Annotated in this window: 17 protein-coding genes and 2 tRNA genes; 7 read left to right on the top strand and 12 right to left on the bottom strand. The window is 65.6% G+C overall.

From position 1 onward, the window contains the following. Positions 1–166: 166 nt before the first annotated feature. A complete protein-coding gene (locus Y900_RS21275) occupies positions 167–499 on the top strand; it encodes a rhodanese-like domain-containing protein (protein WP_036344354.1) in 333 nt (110 codons plus the stop codon). A gap of 6 nt (positions 500–505) precedes the next feature. Here the strand turns inward: Y900_RS21275 and Y900_RS21270 are convergent, their stop codons facing one another. From Y900_RS21270 to Y900_RS21260, 3 genes are all read right to left on the bottom strand, one after another. Then, the gene (locus Y900_RS21270) at positions 506–1126 is read right to left on the bottom strand and encodes a DsbA family oxidoreductase (protein WP_036344353.1); all 621 of its coding nucleotides are present in this window, start codon (positions 1124–1126) and stop codon (positions 506–508) included. Positions 1127–1153: 27 nt separating this feature from the next. Next, a complete protein-coding gene (locus Y900_RS21265; protein WP_036344352.1) occupies positions 1154–1522 on the bottom strand; it encodes a carboxymuconolactone decarboxylase family protein in 369 nt (122 codons plus the stop codon). A gap of 106 nt (positions 1523–1628) precedes the next feature. Then, positions 1629–3803, bottom strand: coding sequence for a glutamine synthetase III family protein (locus tag Y900_RS21260; RefSeq protein ID WP_036344351.1), 2175 nt, complete (start codon positions 3801–3803; stop codon positions 1629–1631). A 390-nt stretch (positions 3804–4193) separates the two neighbouring features. Between Y900_RS21260 and Y900_RS21255 the strand changes: the two genes are divergently transcribed. Genes Y900_RS21255 through fdhD form a run of 3 tightly spaced genes read left to right on the top strand, consistent with a single transcriptional unit; the run spans position 4194 to position 8245 of the window. Further along, positions 4194–5054: a hypothetical protein gene (locus Y900_RS21255; RefSeq protein WP_131536244.1), complete on the top strand. Its 861-nt coding sequence runs from the start codon at positions 4194–4196 to the stop codon at positions 5052–5054. Positions 5055–5090: 36 nt separating this feature from the next. Then, entirely contained in the window at positions 5091–7433 is a 2343-nt protein-coding gene (locus Y900_RS21250; protein WP_036344347.1) for an FdhF/YdeP family oxidoreductase, read from the top strand. Continuing rightward, entirely contained in the window at positions 7421–8245 is an 825-nt protein-coding gene (gene fdhD, locus Y900_RS21245) for a formate dehydrogenase accessory sulfurtransferase FdhD (protein WP_036344345.1), read from the top strand. Before Y900_RS21250 ends, fdhD begins: the two co-directional genes overlap by 13 nt. A gap of 6 nt (positions 8246–8251) precedes the next feature. Here the strand turns inward: fdhD and Y900_RS31075 are convergent, their stop codons facing one another. From Y900_RS31075 to Y900_RS21210, 7 genes are all read right to left on the bottom strand, one after another. Beyond that, positions 8252–8515 (bottom strand): hypothetical protein, encoded by a 264-nt coding sequence (locus Y900_RS31075; RefSeq protein WP_081845190.1) that lies wholly within the window; start codon positions 8513–8515, stop codon positions 8252–8254. An 18-nt stretch (positions 8516–8533) separates the two neighbouring features. Then, on the bottom strand, positions 8534–9814 hold the full coding sequence (gene clpX, locus Y900_RS21235) for an ATP-dependent Clp protease ATP-binding subunit ClpX (protein ID WP_036344343.1): 1281 nt from the start codon (positions 9812–9814) through the stop codon (positions 8534–8536). A gap of 121 nt (positions 9815–9935) precedes the next feature. Then, entirely contained in the window at positions 9936–10208 is a 273-nt protein-coding gene (locus Y900_RS32805) for a hypothetical protein (RefSeq protein WP_036344342.1), read from the bottom strand. 35 nt (positions 10209–10243) lie between these two features. After that, a complete protein-coding gene (locus tag Y900_RS21225) occupies positions 10244–10891 on the bottom strand; it encodes an ATP-dependent Clp protease proteolytic subunit (RefSeq protein WP_036344341.1) in 648 nt (215 codons plus the stop codon). Then, positions 10884–11471 carry an ATP-dependent Clp protease proteolytic subunit gene (locus Y900_RS21220; protein ID WP_102805706.1) on the bottom strand — a complete coding sequence of 196 codons (588 nt, stop codon included), beginning with the start codon at positions 11469–11471 and terminating at the stop codon, positions 10884–10886. Before Y900_RS21220 ends, Y900_RS21225 begins: the two co-directional genes overlap by 8 nt. A gap of 105 nt (positions 11472–11576) precedes the next feature. Next, a complete protein-coding gene (tig, locus tag Y900_RS21215; protein ID WP_036344338.1) occupies positions 11577–13016 on the bottom strand; it encodes a trigger factor in 1440 nt (479 codons plus the stop codon). Between the two features lie 53 nt (positions 13017–13069). Continuing rightward, a tRNA-Pro gene (locus Y900_RS21210) sits at positions 13070–13143 on the bottom strand. 133 nt (positions 13144–13276) lie between these two features. Between Y900_RS21210 and Y900_RS21205 the strand changes: the two genes are divergently transcribed. Beyond that, positions 13277–13350 (top strand) — tRNA-Gly (locus Y900_RS21205). Positions 13351–13360: 10 nt separating this feature from the next. Here Y900_RS21205 and Y900_RS21200 read toward each other — a convergent pair. Then, on the bottom strand, positions 13361–14071 hold the full coding sequence (locus Y900_RS21200; RefSeq protein WP_036344336.1) for a hypothetical protein: 711 nt from the start codon (positions 14069–14071) through the stop codon (positions 13361–13363). Between the two features lie 137 nt (positions 14072–14208). On the opposite strand from Y900_RS21200, the gene Y900_RS30405 reads away from it, so the two are divergent. Beyond that, the gene (locus Y900_RS30405; RefSeq protein ID WP_131536242.1) at positions 14209–14880 is read left to right on the top strand and encodes a hypothetical protein; all 672 of its coding nucleotides are present in this window, start codon (positions 14209–14211) and stop codon (positions 14878–14880) included. A gap of 47 nt (positions 14881–14927) precedes the next feature. Here the strand turns inward: Y900_RS30405 and Y900_RS21190 are convergent, their stop codons facing one another. After that, the gene (locus Y900_RS21190; RefSeq protein WP_036344332.1) at positions 14928–16298 is read right to left on the bottom strand and encodes a hypothetical protein; all 1371 of its coding nucleotides are present in this window, start codon (positions 16296–16298) and stop codon (positions 14928–14930) included. A gap of 85 nt (positions 16299–16383) precedes the next feature. On the opposite strand from Y900_RS21190, the gene Y900_RS21185 reads away from it, so the two are divergent. After that, a complete protein-coding gene (locus Y900_RS21185; RefSeq protein ID WP_036344329.1) occupies positions 16384–17745 on the top strand; it encodes a flavin monoamine oxidase family protein in 1362 nt (453 codons plus the stop codon). Positions 17746–18105: the final 360 nt, after the last annotated feature.

Genomic DNA, 18105 nt, shown 5'->3' with positions numbered 1-18105 from the left:
GACCAGACAATCTGCGGCCCTGAACCCGTCGTCAATATACCCCCATGGGTATATGATGTAACTATCGAAGGAAGCCAGGACGGTCCGCGGTGAACACCGCCCCTTCCGGCATCCCAGGCATCCCGGCCGGCAAATCGATCGGCCATTCGAGCGAAAGGCGAGTGTGATGAATGTGTTGGAGATCGACCCCACCGGCGCGATGGAGCTTGTCAACAACGCCGGCGCCGTCCTGCTCGACGTTCGCGAGGACGACGAGTGGAGCGCCGGACACGCTCCTGGAGCGATTCATGTGCGACTCGGCGACTTGGACGCGCGCACCTTCGAAACAGCCGCGCCGATTGTGGCGGTGTGCCGGTCGGGGAACCGATCCGGCTCGGCGGCAACGAAACTCACAGCTGCCGGGTTGACCGTCTACAACCTGGTCGGCGGTATGGGGGCCTGGCAGCGGATCGGGCAACCGGTGATCCGCGATAACGGTGCACCCGGCACCGTCATCTGACTGCGATCAGCCGAAGACGCGTTCGACGAACGCCTCCGTGCCCTGTTTCCAGGCGACGACGAAGTTGCCGACATCGTCGCGGCTGATTGCCAGCCCGGGGCAAAACCAGTCCCCGCCGTCCTCGGTGAAGAAGTGCGGTGAGCCCACCACACCCCGAGCGCGGCCCTCATCCCAATCAGCTTGGACCGCAACAAACGTCGACTCCGCGTCGAGAGGTGCCAGGCCGAAGCGATCGGCGATGGATTCGACCACCTCAGTTCGCCCGATATCAAGCCCCTCTTCGAAAAGCGCGTTGCGCAGCGCCAAGCCGACTCCTTCGATCAGCACGGGGTCGCCGACGCGGTCAGCAGCAGCGGCCAGCGCGTATGCGGTCATCGACGTTCTCGGGAAAGCATCGAGCGTGAAGCCCCCGAAGAGGTCGGGACGCACCGACGACCGCAGCGCCGAGATCTCAGCGCCGACGTGGTCGGGGTCAAGCGGGCTGCCGTTGATCAATTCGAGCGGCCAGGCTCGGATACGCAGGCGTGGTTCGGCCAGTCCACGGTCACCGCGGCGGTCGATCAGCGTCCGCAGCCCAACGTGGGTGAATGGACACAGGACGTCGGCAAAGACCTCGACGGTGCGCATGATCGCCTCCTACGTTAAACCAAGGCGCTACGACGGCTGAGGTCCAGCGGCGTCGGCGAATTCGCAGAAAGCCGTGTAGGCGCGCGCGCCGTAGATGGTGGCCGGGCCGCCGTGCATCATGATGCTGACACCGATGATCTCGGCCGCCTCCTGCTTGGTGGCACCCGCGCGGGCCGCACCACGGGCGTGCGAGGCGATGCATCCGTCGCAGCCCTGGACGACTCCGATCACCATCGCGATCAGTTCCTTGATCTTGGCCTCAACCGCGCCGCCGCCCATCGCCGCCCGACTCAACGCACCGAACCCGTCGTAGACCTCGGGAATCATCTGGCGCAGGGCCCGGTGCTGTGGGTTCAGTTCGCTGAGCACATCCGAGTGGTGATCATGATCCGTCATGCGCGCAACCCTATGTCGCAGGCATGTAAAACAGCAGGGACTTTCGACCCTACGATGACGATGCCGACGCCCGAGATTCCCGGGCGTCGGCATCGATATCGCAACTTCAGAGGATGTAGAGCATCTCCTGGTAGGTGGGCAGCGGCCAGAGGTCGTCGGCAACAAGGCTTTCCAACGTGTCCGCGGCCGCACGCACCGCATCCATCAGCGGCAGCAAGCTCGCCGCGTGCTCGGCCTCCTCCTTTGCGGTGTCGCCGCCGTGTGCACCCAGCGCTTCCTTGAGTGCGGCCAACGCGGCGGTCAGCTCCGAAATCGGCGGGGACACGGTCTCCAGCAAGGTGGTGTCCGCCTCCACCCCGGCTGCTTTCAGCGCCGCGACGTTCTGCGCCAACTCGGTCTGGTACCGAACGGCCGCAGGCAGGATCACCGTCGAGCCCATCTCGAGGGTCAACTTGGCTTCGACGCTGACCGTAAGGGCATATGTCTCGTACCGGACCTCTTCGCGGCTGTGCAGCTCCCGGGCGTTGAAGACCCCGTACCGCTCGAAGACCTCGATCGCCTCCGGTGTCACCAGCTGCGGAATGGCATCGAGTGTCGTCTTGAGATTCGGCAGGCCGCGCTCGGCCGCCTCGATCTGCCAGTTCTCCGAGTATCCGTCGCCGTTGAACACGACTGAACCGTGCTCGGTGATGATCTCGGTGAGCAGCTTCTGCACCGCCTCGTCGAAGCTCTCGCCGCCTGCGACGGCCGTCTCCAGCACGGTGGCCATGTAGTCGAGCGAATCGGCCATGATGGTGTTGAGGATGATCATCGGGACGTTGATCGTCTGCCCGGAGCCCGGCGCGCGGAACTCGAATCGGTTGCCGGTGAACGCAAATGGACTGGTCCGGTTTCGGTCGCCCGGATCGGTCGGCAGCTCGGGCAGTGTGTCGACACCGATGTGCATGACGCCCTTGCCCTTTGACGAGGTGGCCGCTCCCTTGGCGATCTGCTCGAACACGTCGGCCAGCTGAGCGCCGAGGAAGATCGAGATGATGGCCGGCGGTGCCTCGTTCGCGCCAAGTCGGTGATCGTTGGTGGCCGAGGCCACGGAGACCCTGAGCAACCCACCGAACTTGTGCACGGCACGGATCACTGCGGCACAGAACACCAGGAACTGGGCGTTCTCATGTGGGGTATCACCCGGCACCAGCAGACTGCCGAATTGAGCGTTGCCCATCGAGAAGTTGACGTGCTTGCCAGAACCATTGACACCGGCGAACGGCTTCTCGTGGAACAGGCACTCCATGCCGTGCTTCTTGGCGATGTTGCGGAACGTCGTCATCAGCAGCTGCTGGTGGTCGGCCGCGATGTTGGCCCGCTCGAACATCGGCGCGATCTCGAACTGGCCTGGCGCGACTTCGTTGTGGCGGGTCTTGGCCGGGATGCCCAGCTTGAACAGCTCTCGCTCGGTGTCCATCATGAACGCCAGCACCCGGTCGGGAATGGCGCCGAAGTAGTGGTCGTCGAATTCCTGACCCTTGGGCGGTCTCGCACCGAACAGCGTGCGGCCGGCGTTGATCAAGTCGGGACGAGCCAGGAAGAAGTGCCGGTCGACCAGGAAGTACTCCTGCTCAGGACCGCAGAACGACACGATGTGATCGAAATCCTTGTGGCCGAACAACTTCAGGATTCGCTCAGCCTGTGCACCCATCGCCTGCTGGCTACGCAGCAGCGGGGTCTTGAAATCGAGAGCCTCACCGGTCATCGACACGAACACGGTCGGGATGCACAGGGTGTTGCCGTTCGGGTTTTCCAGAATGTAGGCCGGGCTGGTGACGTCCCAGCCGGTATACCCGCGCGCCTCGAACGTGCTGCGCAGACCGCCCGACGGGAAGCTCGATGCGTCGGGCTCGCCCTGAATCAGGGTCTTACCTGCAAATTCGGCGAGTGTCGCGCCGTCGCTCACAGGCTCCAGGAAGCTGTCGTGCTTTTCGGCGGTGAGACCGGTCATCGGGTAGAAGACGTGCGCGTAGTGGGTCGCGCCCTTCGACAATGCCCAGTCCTTCATCACCGAGGCGACGGCGTCGGCGACTGCCGGATCGAGCTTCGCACCCTTCTCGATGGTCGCGACGACCGACTTGTACACCGATTTAGGCAGCCGAAGCCGCATTTCGGCCAGGGTGAAGACGTTGGCGCCGAAGATCTCGCCTGGCGCTTCGCCCGGATCGAAGCTGAAAGGGGGAGGCTCGTACGCCTCGACATTGACGATCGCCTGAAGGCGGGCCGCGTTTCCGCTCAACTGTCTTTCCTCTGCACCCAAGACGCCCCCGTCTGCTCGCGGGCGTGTGACCGGCCCACGTTAGGTCGCTTCCATGCCGATCTCGTTACGCCTGCGTCAACGACAGAATGCGGCCTGATCCGCAACAACTTTTCGCAAACTAAAATTGAGCAAACAAATACCGGGTTCAACTGGGATTTGCGCACGTAGATCAGCTAAAAAAGAAATATTGACGAGTTGCCAAATTTTTGTTCAGCAAGGATTCAAACGTCGTATACCGGGTACAGGGAGATTTGAATTCAACCTCTGGGGGTAGATATGTTCCGATCAACCGTCATCGCACCGTTAGCCGTCTGTGTCGTCGTGGCAGGGACGCCGACACTCGATCCGCACGGTTCGCCGATCTCACCGGTGGCCACGCACACTAGCGCGTTCCAACTCACCAGCCTGGACAGCGCTGCTGCATGGCACAACCTGCAGCCGGCGTCGGCTGCTGCAGTCCCCAGCGTGTCGTTACCCTTCGGCCTGCCACAGGTTTTGGCGATCATGACCGCGCTGGCCGCGTTCAACCCTGACGCTGCGGCAACGATGCAGTTCATCAATACAGAGTTGCTCGATCAGCTGGCTCAAGGCACGCCACTGGGCGAGGCAATGGTCAATGTCAGCCTGCTGTTGTCCCCGCCGGCCGGCGGCGACCTGAGCTCACCGCTGTCGGGCATTCTGACGCAGATCGGCCCGATGATTGCGTTGGCGCCCAACGTGATCAGCGGTGCGATAACGGTTCTCGCGGCCATTCCCGAGGCGGCCTTACCGGTCCTCGGCGCGGTGGTCGATGCCTTCATCAAGACCGCCGCCGCAGCGGGTTCGGATGGATTCGCTGCGGCCGCGCAAGCCGGCATCACCGAGGTGGTGACCGCCGCAGCCAAGGGCATCGCCATGATGGTCGACGTCGTCAGGAACGTGCTGCAGTCCATTTCGGCCACCCTGACCGGCGGATCCGCCGCGGCAACAATGGCGCCGGCCGCAGTCCGGGCCCTCCGCGCTCCGAGCGGCCTCCCGGCAGCCGGCGATACCACCAAGGTCGACACGAGCACCACGCGCGCCACCGCCTCCCCCACGTCGGCGCGGGGCGTCGCAGGAGCCCGACCCAGGCACTCGTCTCCCGCCGCGGGGTCCGCCACAGCCACCGCCAACAGCCGGCCCAGTGATTCGACTCGAGCACGCGACGCCCGCCCGACGGGCAACAAGGGGACTGCCGAGTCCGCCCGTTAGTGTCGGCGGCCGGCGCAGCGGCCTAGATTTGAGGACATGAGCACCGGCCGCGACATCCCCGCCGACTATGACGAACGAGCCGTCAACGTCAGCGAGCGCAAAGACGAGGCCGCCGGGGCGAAGGCGGTGCTGGTCACCATGCAGCGCGCGCTGGAGCAAATGGGTCCCGTCCGAACCCTGGCCACCCTGGCACGGATCAACCAACGCCACGGCTTCGACTGTCCGGGGTGCGCGTGGCCCGAGGAACACGACAATCGAAAGCTCGCCGAGTTCTGCGAGAACGGCGCCAAAGCGGTGGCCGAGGAGGCCACCAAGCGCCGGCTCACGCCGGAGTTCTTCGCCCGTCATTCGGTGGCCGAGCTGGCCGCCAAGCCCGAGTACTGGCTGTCCCAGCAGGGGCGGCTCACTCACCCGATGGTCCTTCGCCCCGATGCACAGCACTACACCCCGATCGCGTGGGACGACGCCTACCGGCTGATCGCCGACCACCTCACCGGCCTGGCATCCCCGGACGAGGCCGTGTTCTACACCTCCGGCCGCACCAGCAACGAGGCCGCGTTCCTCTACCAGTTGCTGGTGCGCAGCTTCGGCACCAACAACCTGCCCGACTGCTCCAACATGTGCCACGAATCATCGGGCACCGCGCTGATCGATTCCATCGGGGTCGGCAAGGGCTCGGTGACCGTCGACGACATCGAGCACGCCGACGTGATCGTGATCGCCGGGCAGAATCCCGGCACCAACCATCCGCGGATGCTGTATGTGCTGGAGAAGGCAAAAGCCAACGGCGCCAAGATCATCGCCGTCAATCCGCTCCCCGAGGCGGGCCTCATCCGTTTCAAGGATCCGCAGAAGGTCCACGGGGTGGTCGGGCATGGTGTGCCGATCGCCGACGAGTTCGTCCAGATTCGCCTGGGCGGTGACCTCGCTCTGTTCAAGGGGCTGGGCCGGCTGCTGGTGGAGGCCGACGACCGTGCCCCCGGCAGTGTGATCGACCGTGCGTTCGTCGACGCTCACTGTCACGGATTCGGCGACTACATCGCCGAGGCCCGCACGGTCGACCTCGACACCGTCACCGACGCCACCGGTATCGACCGCGCGCAGCTCGACCGGGTCGCCGGCATGCTCGCGGCCTCGCAGCGCACGATCGTGTGCTGGGCCATGGGTATCACCCAGCACACCCATGCCGTCGCGACGATCGCCGAGATGACCAACCTGCTGTTGCTGCGTGGCATGATCGGAAAGCCCGGTGCCGGTGTGTGTCCCGTGCGTGGTCACTCCAATGTCCAGGGCGACCGCACGATGGGGATCTGGGAGAAGGCGCCCGAGCCGTTCCTTGCCGCGCTCGACACCCGATTCGGCATCGTCAGTCCCCGCAAGCACGGCTTCGACACCGTCGACGCGATCCGGGCGATGCGCGACGGTCGAGCTTCGGTGTTCCTCGCGATGGGCGGCAACTTCGCCTCGGCCACCCCGGATACCGCGGTCACCGAGTCCGCGCTGCGCACCTGCGCGCTGACCGTGCAGATCTCGACCAAACTCAATCGCAGCCATGTGGTGCACGGTCGCACGGCGTTGATCTTGCCGACCCTGGGCCGGACCGACCGCGACCTGGTGAACGGTCACAAACAAGTTGTCTCGGTTGAAGATTCGATGTCGATGGTGCACCTGTCCCGCGGTAGCCTGACACCGCCCAGCGACCAGGTCCGCAGCGAGGTCGCGATCATCTGCCAGCTGGCCCGCACCGTGCTGGGCGCCGATCACCCGGTCCCGTGGGAGAGCTTCGCCGCCGATTACGACACCATCCGCGACGCGATAGCCGCGGTTGTGCCGGGCTGCGCCGACTACAACAGCAGGGTGCGCCAGCCCGACGGTTTCCAATTGCCGCATCCGCCACGGGATTCCCGTGAGTTCCCCACCGTGACAGGCAAGGCGAACTTCGCGGTGAACCCGATGCAGTGGGTGCCGGTACCGTCGGGGCGACTGGTACTGCAGACGCTGCGCAGCCACGACCAGTACAACACCACCATCTACGGCCTGGACGACCGCTATCGCGGCGTGAAGGGCGGGCGTCGCGTCGTGTTCGTCAACCCCGCCGACATCGAGTCCCTCGGCCTCGCCGAGGGTGACCGCGTCGACCTGGTGTCGGAGTTCACCGACGGCGCGGGACGGTTGCAGGAGCGCCGCGCCAAGGACTTTCTGGTGGTGCCCTACTCCACGCCCGTCGGTAACGCCGCCGCCTACTACCCCGAGACCAACCCCCTGGTACCGCTGGATCACGTTGCCGCCCGGTCGAATACGCCGGTGTCGAAGGCGGTCGTCATCCGACTGGAACCGGGCGGCCAGGACCCCGAGGAAGGCGCCGCATGGGCCGGGTGACCGCGCGCCGGCGGGCCAGTCACCTCTACGACGGTACCGCGACCGAGCGCCCGGAGACCCTGGTGGTCGAGGAGCCGCTGGAGATCCGGGTGAACGGGACGCCGCTGACGGTCACCATGCGCACACCGGGATCCGACGTCGAACTGGCGCAGGGCTTTCTGCTGACCGAGGGGCTCATCGCCCAGCGCGACGACGTGCTCACCGTGCAGTATTGCCGCGGCGCGGAGGCCGACGGGGTGAACACCTACAACGTCCTCGACGTGACGCTGCGCCCTGGCGTACCGATGCCCGACGTCGATGTGACCCGAAACTTCTACACCACCTCGTCGTGCGGGGTGTGCGGCAAGGCCTCGATCGACGCGGTGCGACTCACCAGCCAGCACTCCCCCGGCGACGACCCGGCGACGGTCGAGGCTTCAGTGCTGACCGCGATGCCGGACCAACTACGCTCGGCGCAAAAGGTTTTCGCCAGCACCGGCGGACTGCACGGCGCGGCGCTGTTCACGACCGACGGCGCGCTGCTCGCCGTACGCGAGGACGTCGGCCGCCACAATGCCGTCGACAAGGTCATCGGGTGGGCGCTGGAAGCCAATCACGTCCCGCTCAGCGGCGCGGTGCTGCTGGTCAGCGGCCGAGCGTCTTTCGAGCTGACCCAGAAGGCGGTGATGGCCGGCATCCCGGTGCTGGCCGCGGTGTCCGCGCCGTCCTCACTGGCAGTCGACCTCGCCACCCAGTCGGGTCTGACGCTGGTCGCGTTCCTGCGTGGGGAGTCGATGAACATCTACAGTCGGGCCGACCGCATCCGTCACTGACCGGCGTCAGTTGTTCCCGGGAATCGCCGTCGGCGGCGGCGGGGCCTTGACCGTCGGCGAGAAGCTGTTGGGTCCGCCACCGTCCGAGCCCTTTTCCGTCGGCGAGGGCGGCGCAGGCACGCTGGTGCTTACCGGCGGGGTGGTGGTGGTCGTCGTCGTACTGGTGCTCGGCGCAGGCTTCTCGTTGGGGCTACACGCCGTGGTGATACCCAGCATGCCAACAATGACGGCTACCGCGGCCACCGCGGATCGGTGGCGGAGTCTCTTCACGTAGAGACGGTACGACGCCTAGGCGGACTTGTCGCGGCGCTCGGGGCGCGCAGGCTTGCGCGGCACGATCGTCGGCAGGACGTTGTCCTGGACGGTCTCCTTGGTCACCACGACCTTGGCGACGTCGTCGCGGCTGGGGATGTCGTACATCACCGGCAGCAGGACTTCTTCCATGATCGCGCGCAGACCGCGGGCACCGGTACCGCGATGGATCGCCTGATCGGCGATGGCGTCGAGGGCGTCGTTGGCGAATTCGAGCTCGACACCGTCCATCTCGAACAACCGGGTGTACTGCTTGACCAAGGCGTTCTTCGGCTGGGACAGGATCTGCACCAAGGATTCCTTGTCCAGGTTGGTCACCGAGGCCACCACCGGCAGACGACCGATGAACTCCGGGATCAGCCCGAACTTGATCAGGTCCTCGGGCATCACCTCGGCGAAGTGGTCCTGGGTGTCGATCTCAGCCTTGGACTTCACCTCGGCACCGAAGCCCAGACCGCGCTTGCCGACACGGTCGGAGACGATCTTCTCCAGCCCGGCGAAGGCACCCGCGACGATGAACAGCACGTTGGTGGTGTCGATCTGGATGAACTCCTGGTGCGGATGCTTACGGCCGCCCTGCGGGGGAACCGATGCCTGCGTACCCTCGAGGATCTTCAGCAGCGCCTGCTGCACACCCTCGCCAGACACGTCGCGCGTGATCGACGGGTTCTCGCTCTTGCGGGCGATCTTGTCGACCTCATCGATGTAGATGATGCCGGTCTCGGCGCGCTTCACGTCATAGTCGGCGGCCTGGATCAGTTTGAGCAGAATGTTCTCGACGTCCTCGCCCACATACCCGGCCTCGGTCAGCGCGGTGGCGTCGGCGATCGCGAACGGCACGTTGAGCATCTTGGCCAGCGTCTGCGCCAGGTAGGTCTTGCCGCAGCCGGTCGGGCCGAGCATCAAGATGTTGGACTTGGCCAACTCCACCGGCTCGGAGCGGGAGTCACGATGCTTCTCGCCCGCCTGGATGCGCTTGTAATGGTTGTAGACCGCGACAGCCAGGGTGCGCTTGGCGGTGTCCTGACCGATGACGTAGCTCTCCAGGAACTCGCGGATCTCGGCCGGCTTGGGCAGCTCATCGAGTTTGACGTCGTCGGCGTCGGCCAACTCCTCTTCGATGATCTCGTTGCAGAGGTCGATGCACTCGTCGCAGATGTAGACACCCGGACCCGCGATGAGCTTCTTCACCTGCTTCTGACTCTTACCGCAGAACGAGCACTTCAGCAGGTCACCGCCGTCTCCGATACGCGCCATGGTGGTGGGGTCCTACTTTCCTTCGCCGGGTCTTCGATCGTTGCTATCAAGTCCGCGTTGGGCTCTGTCCCGACGCTACCCGCTTGCTCTGCCGCGGTGCGACAGATAAAGACGAATCGCGTCAGTGGTATTCGTGCGTGATGGTGAACATATCCCCTGACACCGCTCTCGTCGCCTCGGAACGTTTTGGCGTGTCGCCGCTGTTACCAAACCGAGAGGCGTTGAGCTGCGCCGACCGTGGTGTTTCGTCCTGGTGTTCGCCGATCTCCACGATACCGGCCGAGCTTGCGGAGGCGGGTGGTCGCTGAGCCGGCTCCGCCGAGCGCGAACCCGAACCGAACTGCGGCCTCGACGCGAACGCCGCGACCCGGTGGGCCGCGGCGGGCGCGAACATCGGATGCCGCTAGGAGGCCCCGGCAGGCACCGTCATCAAGCGTTCTGAGCCGAGAGCTTCCGGTACTCCAAGACCGTGTCGATGATCCCGTACTCCTTGGCGTCGGCCGCGGTGAGGATCTTGTCGCGGTCGGTGTCCTTGCGGATCACTGCCGGATCCTTGCCGGTGTGTCGGGCCAGCGTCTCCTCCATCAGGGTCCGCATGCGCTCGATCTCTGCGGCCTGGATCTCCAGGTCGGAGAACTGGCCCTGGATGACACCGCCGAGCGACGGCTGGTGGATCAGCACCCGGGCGTTGGGTAGCGCGAGGCGCTTGCCCGGGGTGCCCGCGGCCAGCAGCACCGCGGCAGCCGAGGCGGCCTGCCCGAGGCACACCGTCTGGATGTCGGCACGCACGTACTGCATGGTGTCGTAGATCGCCATCAGCGAGGTGAACGAGCCACCCGGTGAGTTGATGTACATGGTGATGTCGCGGTCGGGATCAAGCGACTCCAGGACCAGCAGCTGAGCCATGATGTCGTTGGCCGACGCGTCGTCGACCTGGACACCCAGGAAGATGATGCGTTCCTCGAACAGCTTGTTATAGGGGTTGGATTCCTTCACGCCCCAGCTGGAGTGCTCGACGAACGACGGCAGGATGTAGCGGCCCTGCGGCGTGAGCCGCGCGTCAGTGTAATCAGGCATTGGTCGCTCCGTTGAAGTTCGCGTGGGTGATGATGTGGTCGACGAAGCCGTACTCCAGCGCTTCCTGAGCCGTGAACCAGCGGTCACGGTCGGAGTCGGCCTCGATGCGCTCGATGGTCTGGCCGGTGAACTCGGCGTTGAGCCGGAACATCTCCCTCTTGATGAGCGCGAACTGCTCAGCCTGGATGGCGATGTCGGCCGCACCGCCGGTGATCCCGCCCAGCGGCTGGTGCATCAGGATGCGGGCGTGCGGCAGCGCGTAGCGCTTGCCCTTGGTGCCCGCCGCGAGGAGGAACTCACCCATCGACGCGGCCATGCCCATCGCGTAGGTGGCGACGTCGCACGGCGCGAGCACCATCGTGTCGTAGATCGCCATGCCTGCGCTGATCGAGCCGCCCGGTGAGTTGATGTAGAGGTTGATGTCCTTGGTCGGATCCTCGGCAGCCAACAGAAGGATCTGCGCGCACAACCGGTTGGCGATGTCGTCATCCACCTGGGACCCCAGGAAGATGATGCGCTCGGCGAGCAATCGCTCGTACACCGAGTCAGTGAGGTTCAGCCCTGGCGCGCCCGAACGCATATGAGTCACGACTTGATACCTGCTTTCTACGGACTTGGTTCTACCCGACCCTAACGAACCCACAGCGGAGCGCACTCCCGGGAGAGTGCGCTTTCGCTGTCGGCGTTATTCGGACTTCTCGGCTTCCTGCTCAACGTCGTTTTCGATGGCCTCGGCGTCTTCGGCGACCTCGTCGACGTTGACGTCGTCGGCGTCGGCCACCACTTCGTCGTCTTCGGCTCCGGCCGGCGGGCCGAAGAACTCGGCGGTGTCGACGACGTTGCCCTCGCTGTCGGTGACGGTGGCCGCCTCGACCACCGCGGCGACCGTCAGGCCACGGCGCACGTCGGCGAACATCGCAGGCAGCTGGTTGTTCTGCTGCAGGATCTGTAGCAGCTGCGCCGGCTCGATGCCGTACTGCCGCGACATCAGCACCAGCCGCTCGGTCAGATCGTTCTGACCGACCTGGATGTCGAGGTCGTCGGCGATCGCGTCCATCAGCAGCTGCGTCTTGACGGCCTTCTCCGCGGCCTCGCGGGTTTCGGCGTCGAACTTCTCGCGCGAGCTGCCCTCGGCTTCGAGCGTCTCCGCGAACTTGTCCTCGTCATGGTCGAGCCCGTGGATCGCGTTGTGCACGGTCTGGTCGACCTGGGCCTGCACGATGGCCTCGGGCAACGGGACCTCGGTTTTCTCCAGGAGCAACTCGAGGGCGTTGTCGCGGATCTTCTCGGCCTGCTGGATGCGCTTGACGCGCTTGACCTGCTCCACGAGGTTCTCGCGCAGCTCGTCGATGGTGTCGAATTCACTTGCCAGCTGGGCGAACTCGTCGTCGGCCTCGGGAAGCTCGCGCTCCTTGATCGACTTGACGGTGACGGTGACCTCGGCGTCGGCGCCGGCGTGCTCGCCGGCGGCGAGCTTGGTGGTGAAGACCTTCGACTCCCCCTCGGACAGCCCGACGATGGCGTCGTCGAGACCGTCGATCAGCTGACCGGAGCCCACCTCGTGGGAGAGGCCTTCAGTGGCGGCGTCGGGAAGCTCTTCGCCGTTGACGGTCGCCGACAGATCGATCGACACGAAGTCGCCGGTCTGGGCTGGCCGCTCGACGCCCTTGAGGGTGCCGAAGCGGGCGCGCAGCGATTCCAGTTCGGCGTCGACTTCCTCGTCGTTGATCTCGATCGCCTCGACCTCGATGGTGAGCGCGCTCAGATCGGGCAGTTCGATCTCGGGCCGCACGTCGACCTCGGCGGTGAACACCAGTTCCTCGCCGTCCTCGATCTTGGTCACCTCGATCTCGGGTTGACCCAGCGGCGTCACCTCAGTGGCGGTGATGGCTTCGCTGTAGCGGCTGGGCAGCGCGTCGTTGACGACCTGCTCCAGCACCGCACCGCGGCCGATACGGGCCTCGAGCAGCTTGGCCGGCGCCTTGCCGGGGCGGAAGCCGGGCAGCCGGACCTGCTTGGCGAGCTCCTTGTAGGCCCGGTCGAAGTCGGGCTGCAATTCCGTGAAGGGCACCTCCACATTGATGCGAACCCGGGTCGGGCTCAACTTCTCGACGGTGCTCTTCACGGCGGTACTCCTCGGTTCAGTCTTGTTCTCGTTGCGGGACTTCGTTGGGCGTGTCGGGGTGACAGGATTTGAACCTGCGGCCTTCCGCTCCCAAAGCGGATGCGCTACCAAGCTGCGCTACACCCCGGTGCTGTATTTCTTGCGCCCGAATCCTACGGCCCGATGCCTGCTCAGCGGCAATCGACCTCGGCGACGCGCTTCCAGGTGGGCCGATTCGGATTTGATCAGGTCGACCGGTACATTTGGGCTCGCGCAAACACGCGGGCGTAGCTCAATGGTAGAGCCTCAGTCTTCCAAACTGATTACGCGGGTTCGATTCCCGTCGCCCGCTCCACCGAACCGCCCTATCTGGGCGGTTTTTGCTGGTCAACCCACTTCCGCCCCCGCTTCGCGGCCCGGGACAGGGCACCGATTTCGCCGAGGTACGAGGCCACCGCGCCCAGCCCGGGCAGCATGGCCACATACCGGAACGGCGCACGCGGGTGCGGCCGCTTCCCGAGCTCGTCGCCGACGGCGTCGAGGACTCCGACCAATTTCCAGACCGCCGAGGCGATGCCCTGCGGGGTGAACGGGATCGCCATCGCCGAGGCCCGGTCCGGGTCGTGCACCACGACCGCCAGATCCCGCTCGCACAGCACCGAGGCGAGCATCCGGGTCTGGCGCCGGTAGTCGGTGACACCCAGTTCGCGGGCCACGGCACACAGCACGATGGCTTGGTTGGCGAAGCCGAGGAGGTCCTGGATCGGCAGTCGTCGTCCGATGACTCCCAGCAGCCCGGGCACCGCCACCACGACGGTGTTCAGCGCCCCGACCCGCCACACCCACCACGCGATCCGGTCATCGGTGTCCAGATCGTCCCAGGCCAAGGTGCCGGGCACATCGGCCGCATTGAGGACCCGGGAGACGACGTTCGGCGGGTCTTGGCGCTTGATTCCGAGCGGGTCGGTCCACCACAACACATCGAGCAGCGGATTGATGACCGCGACGGCCCGGCCCAGTGCGTCTTCGACGTCGGAGTCGGCCAGCGCCACGTCGGGGGTCGGAAGCAGTTTCACCGTCCCATCATGTCCACTTCGCTGAGCGCCCAAACGGGACTGACGGGCGCGCAAATATTGTTCGGGAAATCGACTCAGGGCGGATGCGCCGGTGTCATGATCGATTCGCCGTAGGGGGCCGACGACCAAAGGTGATGATGCGCCCAGAACTCCAGAGCAGGGTTGTCCGTCCGTATGCCGCGGCAGCCGCCGCCGCAATCGTTGCCCTAGGTCTGGTGACAGTGCCGCCGAATGCCTCGATCCCGCGCAATGAAGTGCATCCGGTCGCGTTGGCGTCCGTCGATGTGACCGCCGTCAGCGCCGTCGTCGCGACGGCGGCGCCCCGCTCGACATCGTCGAGCCAGGCCGCCAACAGCACCACCGCGCCCCCGGACTTCCTCGCCTTCGCGGCCTCGATCCTGGAGTACCTCAACAGTCTCGGTCTCGGTGCGGGCCCCGGTCTTGCGGCCATCGGGCTCAGCGGCCTTGTCGTGGCATTCGCGGCGACCGCCTACGCCTGGAACGGCTTCGCCGACCTCGTCAATCCGGTGCTGAGGGTGTTCCAGGTCCCGAGAGTGCCGAAGTTCCCGGTGTGTTTCGCCGGCCAGAGTTGCAGCGCCTCCTCCTCGGCGCAGGCGCAGATCAAGGCGGCCGGCCGCGTCGCGACACCCGCACGGGCCACCAGCGGCACCGGGCGCTCCATTGCGTCGAGCGGCCGGACGGCTCCTGGCCCGGGGGCTGCAAAAGTCCGCGGCGCCAAGAAGCCGACGGCGTCGGCCGCAGCGGCGGCCGGCAAGGGCGGCAGCAAGCGCGGCAACCGCTCCTCGTAGCGCGGGCTACGGGGCCCAGGCTCGATGGGCGGAGCCAACACCTGGTATCACATACTGCGTTGCCATGACCGGTACACCAGCCGGCCGACGGTCGCGGGATCGGGGTCGGGCGCGCCGACAGACACATCCAGTCCCGAATGATCCTCGAGGGCAAGGGCTTTCCGAAGCTCGAACGCCAAGTCACCGTCAGCGTCCTTCTCGGGATACTTGAAATACCGGGTGTGCGCGAGCCCGGGGGTCAGCCGTTCGGGGAGACTGCCGCTGACGGCGATATCGCGGACGCCTGTTCCGAACAACGGCGCCAGCGCCCCGGCGAACCAGTCGCCGCGAATCGCGCCCCGCCGCACCGGGAACCAGATGTTCGTCCAGCGGGTCACTGCGAACGGCGACAGGCCACCCAACGTCGTCGACTCCCCGGAATCATGGTCCAGCGGCGGACAACTACACACCACACCCCGGCGGATCAACGAGCCGAACAGTGCGCGCCGCCCGTCGACGCGACCGCAGCCGCTGAGGATCGGCGGCCTGGCCACGAACACGTCGGCTAACGCCATCGGCGTGCCGACGGTCACGAAATCAGTTATCCGCCATGGGTTTCCCAGCCTCCGGAGGTCCTGCCAGCGGCAGAATTGCTGGCGTTGGAAGTCCTCGGTCGAGTCGTCAGCCTCCGTCGACCGGCTCGGCGCCGGACCTGAAGCGGCCCGCAGCTCGTGCATCTCGGCCCACAACGTGGTGAGGGCGTCATAGGCGATGTAACCGCCGATGCCGTGCCCTACCACGACCACCCGCGCATAATGCCCCTGCTGCAGCGTGTACAACAGGTCAACGAGCCCGCCGCGGATCGCGCGCCTCGCGGCGTGCGATTCCGGTGCTATGTCGAAGTAGCGCGCGACGTTGACGAAGCCCGTGGTCAAGAAGCTGCGGGTCAACGCTCGTGGGAGAAGGCGGAACACGGCCACCGCGACAGTCAGGACCACTACGCTGGTGGCGACGCCGATGATCCAGCCGGCCACCCCGGTATGCAGGAAATAGCCACCGACGACGAACAGCGCGACGATGACGGCCAGCGGGATGAGCACGGTCAGAACGACCACACGCCAGATGCCGAACAACTCGTCGGGCACGTGACGGGGGCGACGTATCAACACCCGCGCCAGGGCGGGGATGAAGCCCGCATACCGGCCGTTCACCATCAGGAACGACCAGTCGTACTCATAGAGATCGACGCCCGACGGCGCGGCGTAGCGGCGCGCCTCGTACGAGTCCGTGATCTCCATCGGCTGCGGGGTGTACTCCCATCGGTCGCCGTCCGGCGTCAACGCCGTCTTCGCCAATAAGTCGAGGACATCCATTGGTCGGCGTTCGAGCAAACCGTGCACGAACACCACGGCGGTTCGTACCGATTCGTCGATGCTCATCGTCCTCCCGGGGGACCGTGCGGCGGGCAGGTCAATACTTTGCCAAACGCTCACCGGATGTATACAGCGAAGCGCACCATGAGCCATGGCCGATGTGGATTTCTGCGTGGTCGGCGCAGGCTTTGCCGGGCTGACTGCTGCCTTGCGACTCAGACAGGCGGGCCGATCGGTGGCCCTGTTGGAAGCCCGTGATCGCGTCGGCGGTCGCACCTTCACCGTCGAGGGCCCGGACGGTATCTGGATCGACCGGGGCGGCGCCTGGATAGGACCGGGCCAAGATGCCATCTACGGGTTGATGAAGGAATTTGGCGTCGGCAGCTACAAGCAGTACACCGATGGCGAAGCGATGATGCTCGTCGACGGCAAGCACTATCGCTATGAGGGGACCATCCCGTTGACGATGAGTCCCTGGGCGGCGCTCAACATGGGCGCGGTTTTCCTGGACCTGACCCGGCTGTGCAAGACGATCCCCCTCGAGGCGCCGTGGGAAGCCAAGAACGCCGACAAGCTCGACCGCATCACCTACGCGTCCTGGCTCATCGACCGCACCCTCTCCAAGCCCGCACACGCCTTGCTTGAAGCGGCGATTGCCGGCCTGTACACATCGGCAGCGTCGGAGACGTCGATGTTGTTCGTGCTCCGCCAGCTGGCGTCCGGCGGCGGCCCATCGTTCGTGCTCGGCATCAAGGACGGGTCGCAGGATTCCCGCATCGTCGGCGGCATGGGGGCGGTGTCCGGCAAAATGGCCGCCGCGCTCGGGGGCTCGCTGCATCTGAATCAGCCTGTGCGGCGGATCATTCAGGACGGCGACGGTGTCACTGTCGAGGCCGACGGCAGGAGCGTGCGGGCGCACCGGGTGATCGTGGCGGTACCGATCGCGATCGCCAGCCACATCTGCTACGAGCCGATGCTTCCGGTGGACCGGGCCTTCCTGCATCAGCGCATCCCAAGTGGTGCCGTCGTGAAGATCAACATCGTGTACGACGAGCCGTTCTGGCGACAAGACGGGCTGACGGGCCAGACTTTCGCACCCGGAACGCTGGCGACGCTGACCATCGACGCCTCCACCGACGCGCCGCGGCCCGGGGTGATGTGTGTGATCACCGAAGGCCCCGAGGGCCGCCGGTATTCAAAGATGGATCCGGACGCACGCAAGAAGGATGTGCTGGCCCAGCTGGTGGAGCGCTTCGGTCAACGGGCCGCCACCCCGGTGGCCTACCTCGACCAGGACTGGAGCGTCGAACGATATTCCGGCGGAGGAATGCTCAGTCATTGCCCGCCAGGTGTGCTCACCGAATTCGGGCCGGCGATCACCGAGCCCTGCGGCCGAATCCACTGGGCGGGCACCGAGACATCCGGAGTCATGCACGGCTGGGTGGACGGTGCGGTGCGCTCCGGAGAACGCGCGGCCAAGGAAGTCATGGCGAAGGAGCCGGCGTTCGCCTAATAGTATTGACTGCCAAAGCATTTGGCGGTAGCGAGACCAACCGCCGGCGATCGATCACCAGTCGGAGCTCCCGCGCACGGTCGGTGATCGCGATCGCCTGCGCAGGCCGACGCGACCGGCCAAACCCTTGACTCCGCTCTTTACCTAAACTAACTTACGTTTGCGTCTGTGAGCTGTCAGCAAATTCTGACGGTTTCAGCGAAGATTGCATACACGGGGGGATTTAGCGTGGCCGAACGCCGCTCTGCGCAATGTCGAAAATTGGTTCTGCCTGTCGCGACCTATTCAGTCCTTGCTGGGACAGCGTTAACCGGCGGCCTCGCCGTCGCACTCAGTTCCCCCTCGACCGAGGCCTCGCAC

The organism is Mycolicibacterium aromaticivorans JS19b1 = JCM 16368 (assembly GCF_000559085.1).
Classification (GTDB): Bacteria; Actinomycetota; Actinomycetes; order Mycobacteriales; family Mycobacteriaceae; genus Mycobacterium; species Mycobacterium aromaticivorans.
This window is presented reverse-complemented; position numbering and strand designations above follow the sequence as displayed.

Coding starts and splice junctions, on each gene's coding strand:
- Y900_RS21275 (WP_036344354.1), top strand. CDS start 167: ATGAATGTGTTGGAGATCGACCCCACCGGCGCGATGGAGCTTGTCAAC.
- Y900_RS21270 (WP_036344353.1), bottom strand. CDS start 1,126: ATGCGCACCGTCGAGGTCTTTGCCGACGTCCTGTGTCCATTCACCCAC.
- Y900_RS21265 (WP_036344352.1), bottom strand. CDS start 1,522: ATGACGGATCATGATCACCACTCGGATGTGCTCAGCGAACTGAACCCA.
- Y900_RS21250 (WP_036344347.1), top strand. CDS start 5,091: ATGAGCACCGGCCGCGACATCCCCGCCGACTATGACGAACGAGCCGTC.
- fdhD (WP_036344345.1), top strand. CDS start 7,421: ATGGGCCGGGTGACCGCGCGCCGGCGGGCCAGTCACCTCTACGACGGT.
- clpX (WP_036344343.1), bottom strand. CDS start 9,814: ATGGCGCGTATCGGAGACGGCGGTGACCTGCTGAAGTGCTCGTTCTGC.
- Y900_RS32805 (WP_036344342.1), bottom strand. CDS start 10,208: ATGTTCGCGCCCGCCGCGGCCCACCGGGTCGCGGCGTTCGCGTCGAGG.
- Y900_RS21225 (WP_036344341.1), bottom strand. CDS start 10,891: ATGCCTGATTACACTGACGCGCGGCTCACGCCGCAGGGCCGCTACATC.
- Y900_RS21220 (WP_102805706.1), bottom strand. CDS start 11,471: ATGCGTTCGGGCGCGCCAGGGCTGAACCTCACTGACTCGGTGTACGAG.
- Y900_RS30405 (WP_131536242.1), top strand. CDS start 14,209: ATGCGCCCAGAACTCCAGAGCAGGGTTGTCCGTCCGTATGCCGCGGCA.
- Y900_RS21190 (WP_036344332.1), bottom strand. CDS start 16,298: ATGAGCATCGACGAATCGGTACGAACCGCCGTGGTGTTCGTGCACGGT.
- Y900_RS21185 (WP_036344329.1), top strand. CDS start 16,384: ATGGCCGATGTGGATTTCTGCGTGGTCGGCGCAGGCTTTGCCGGGCTG.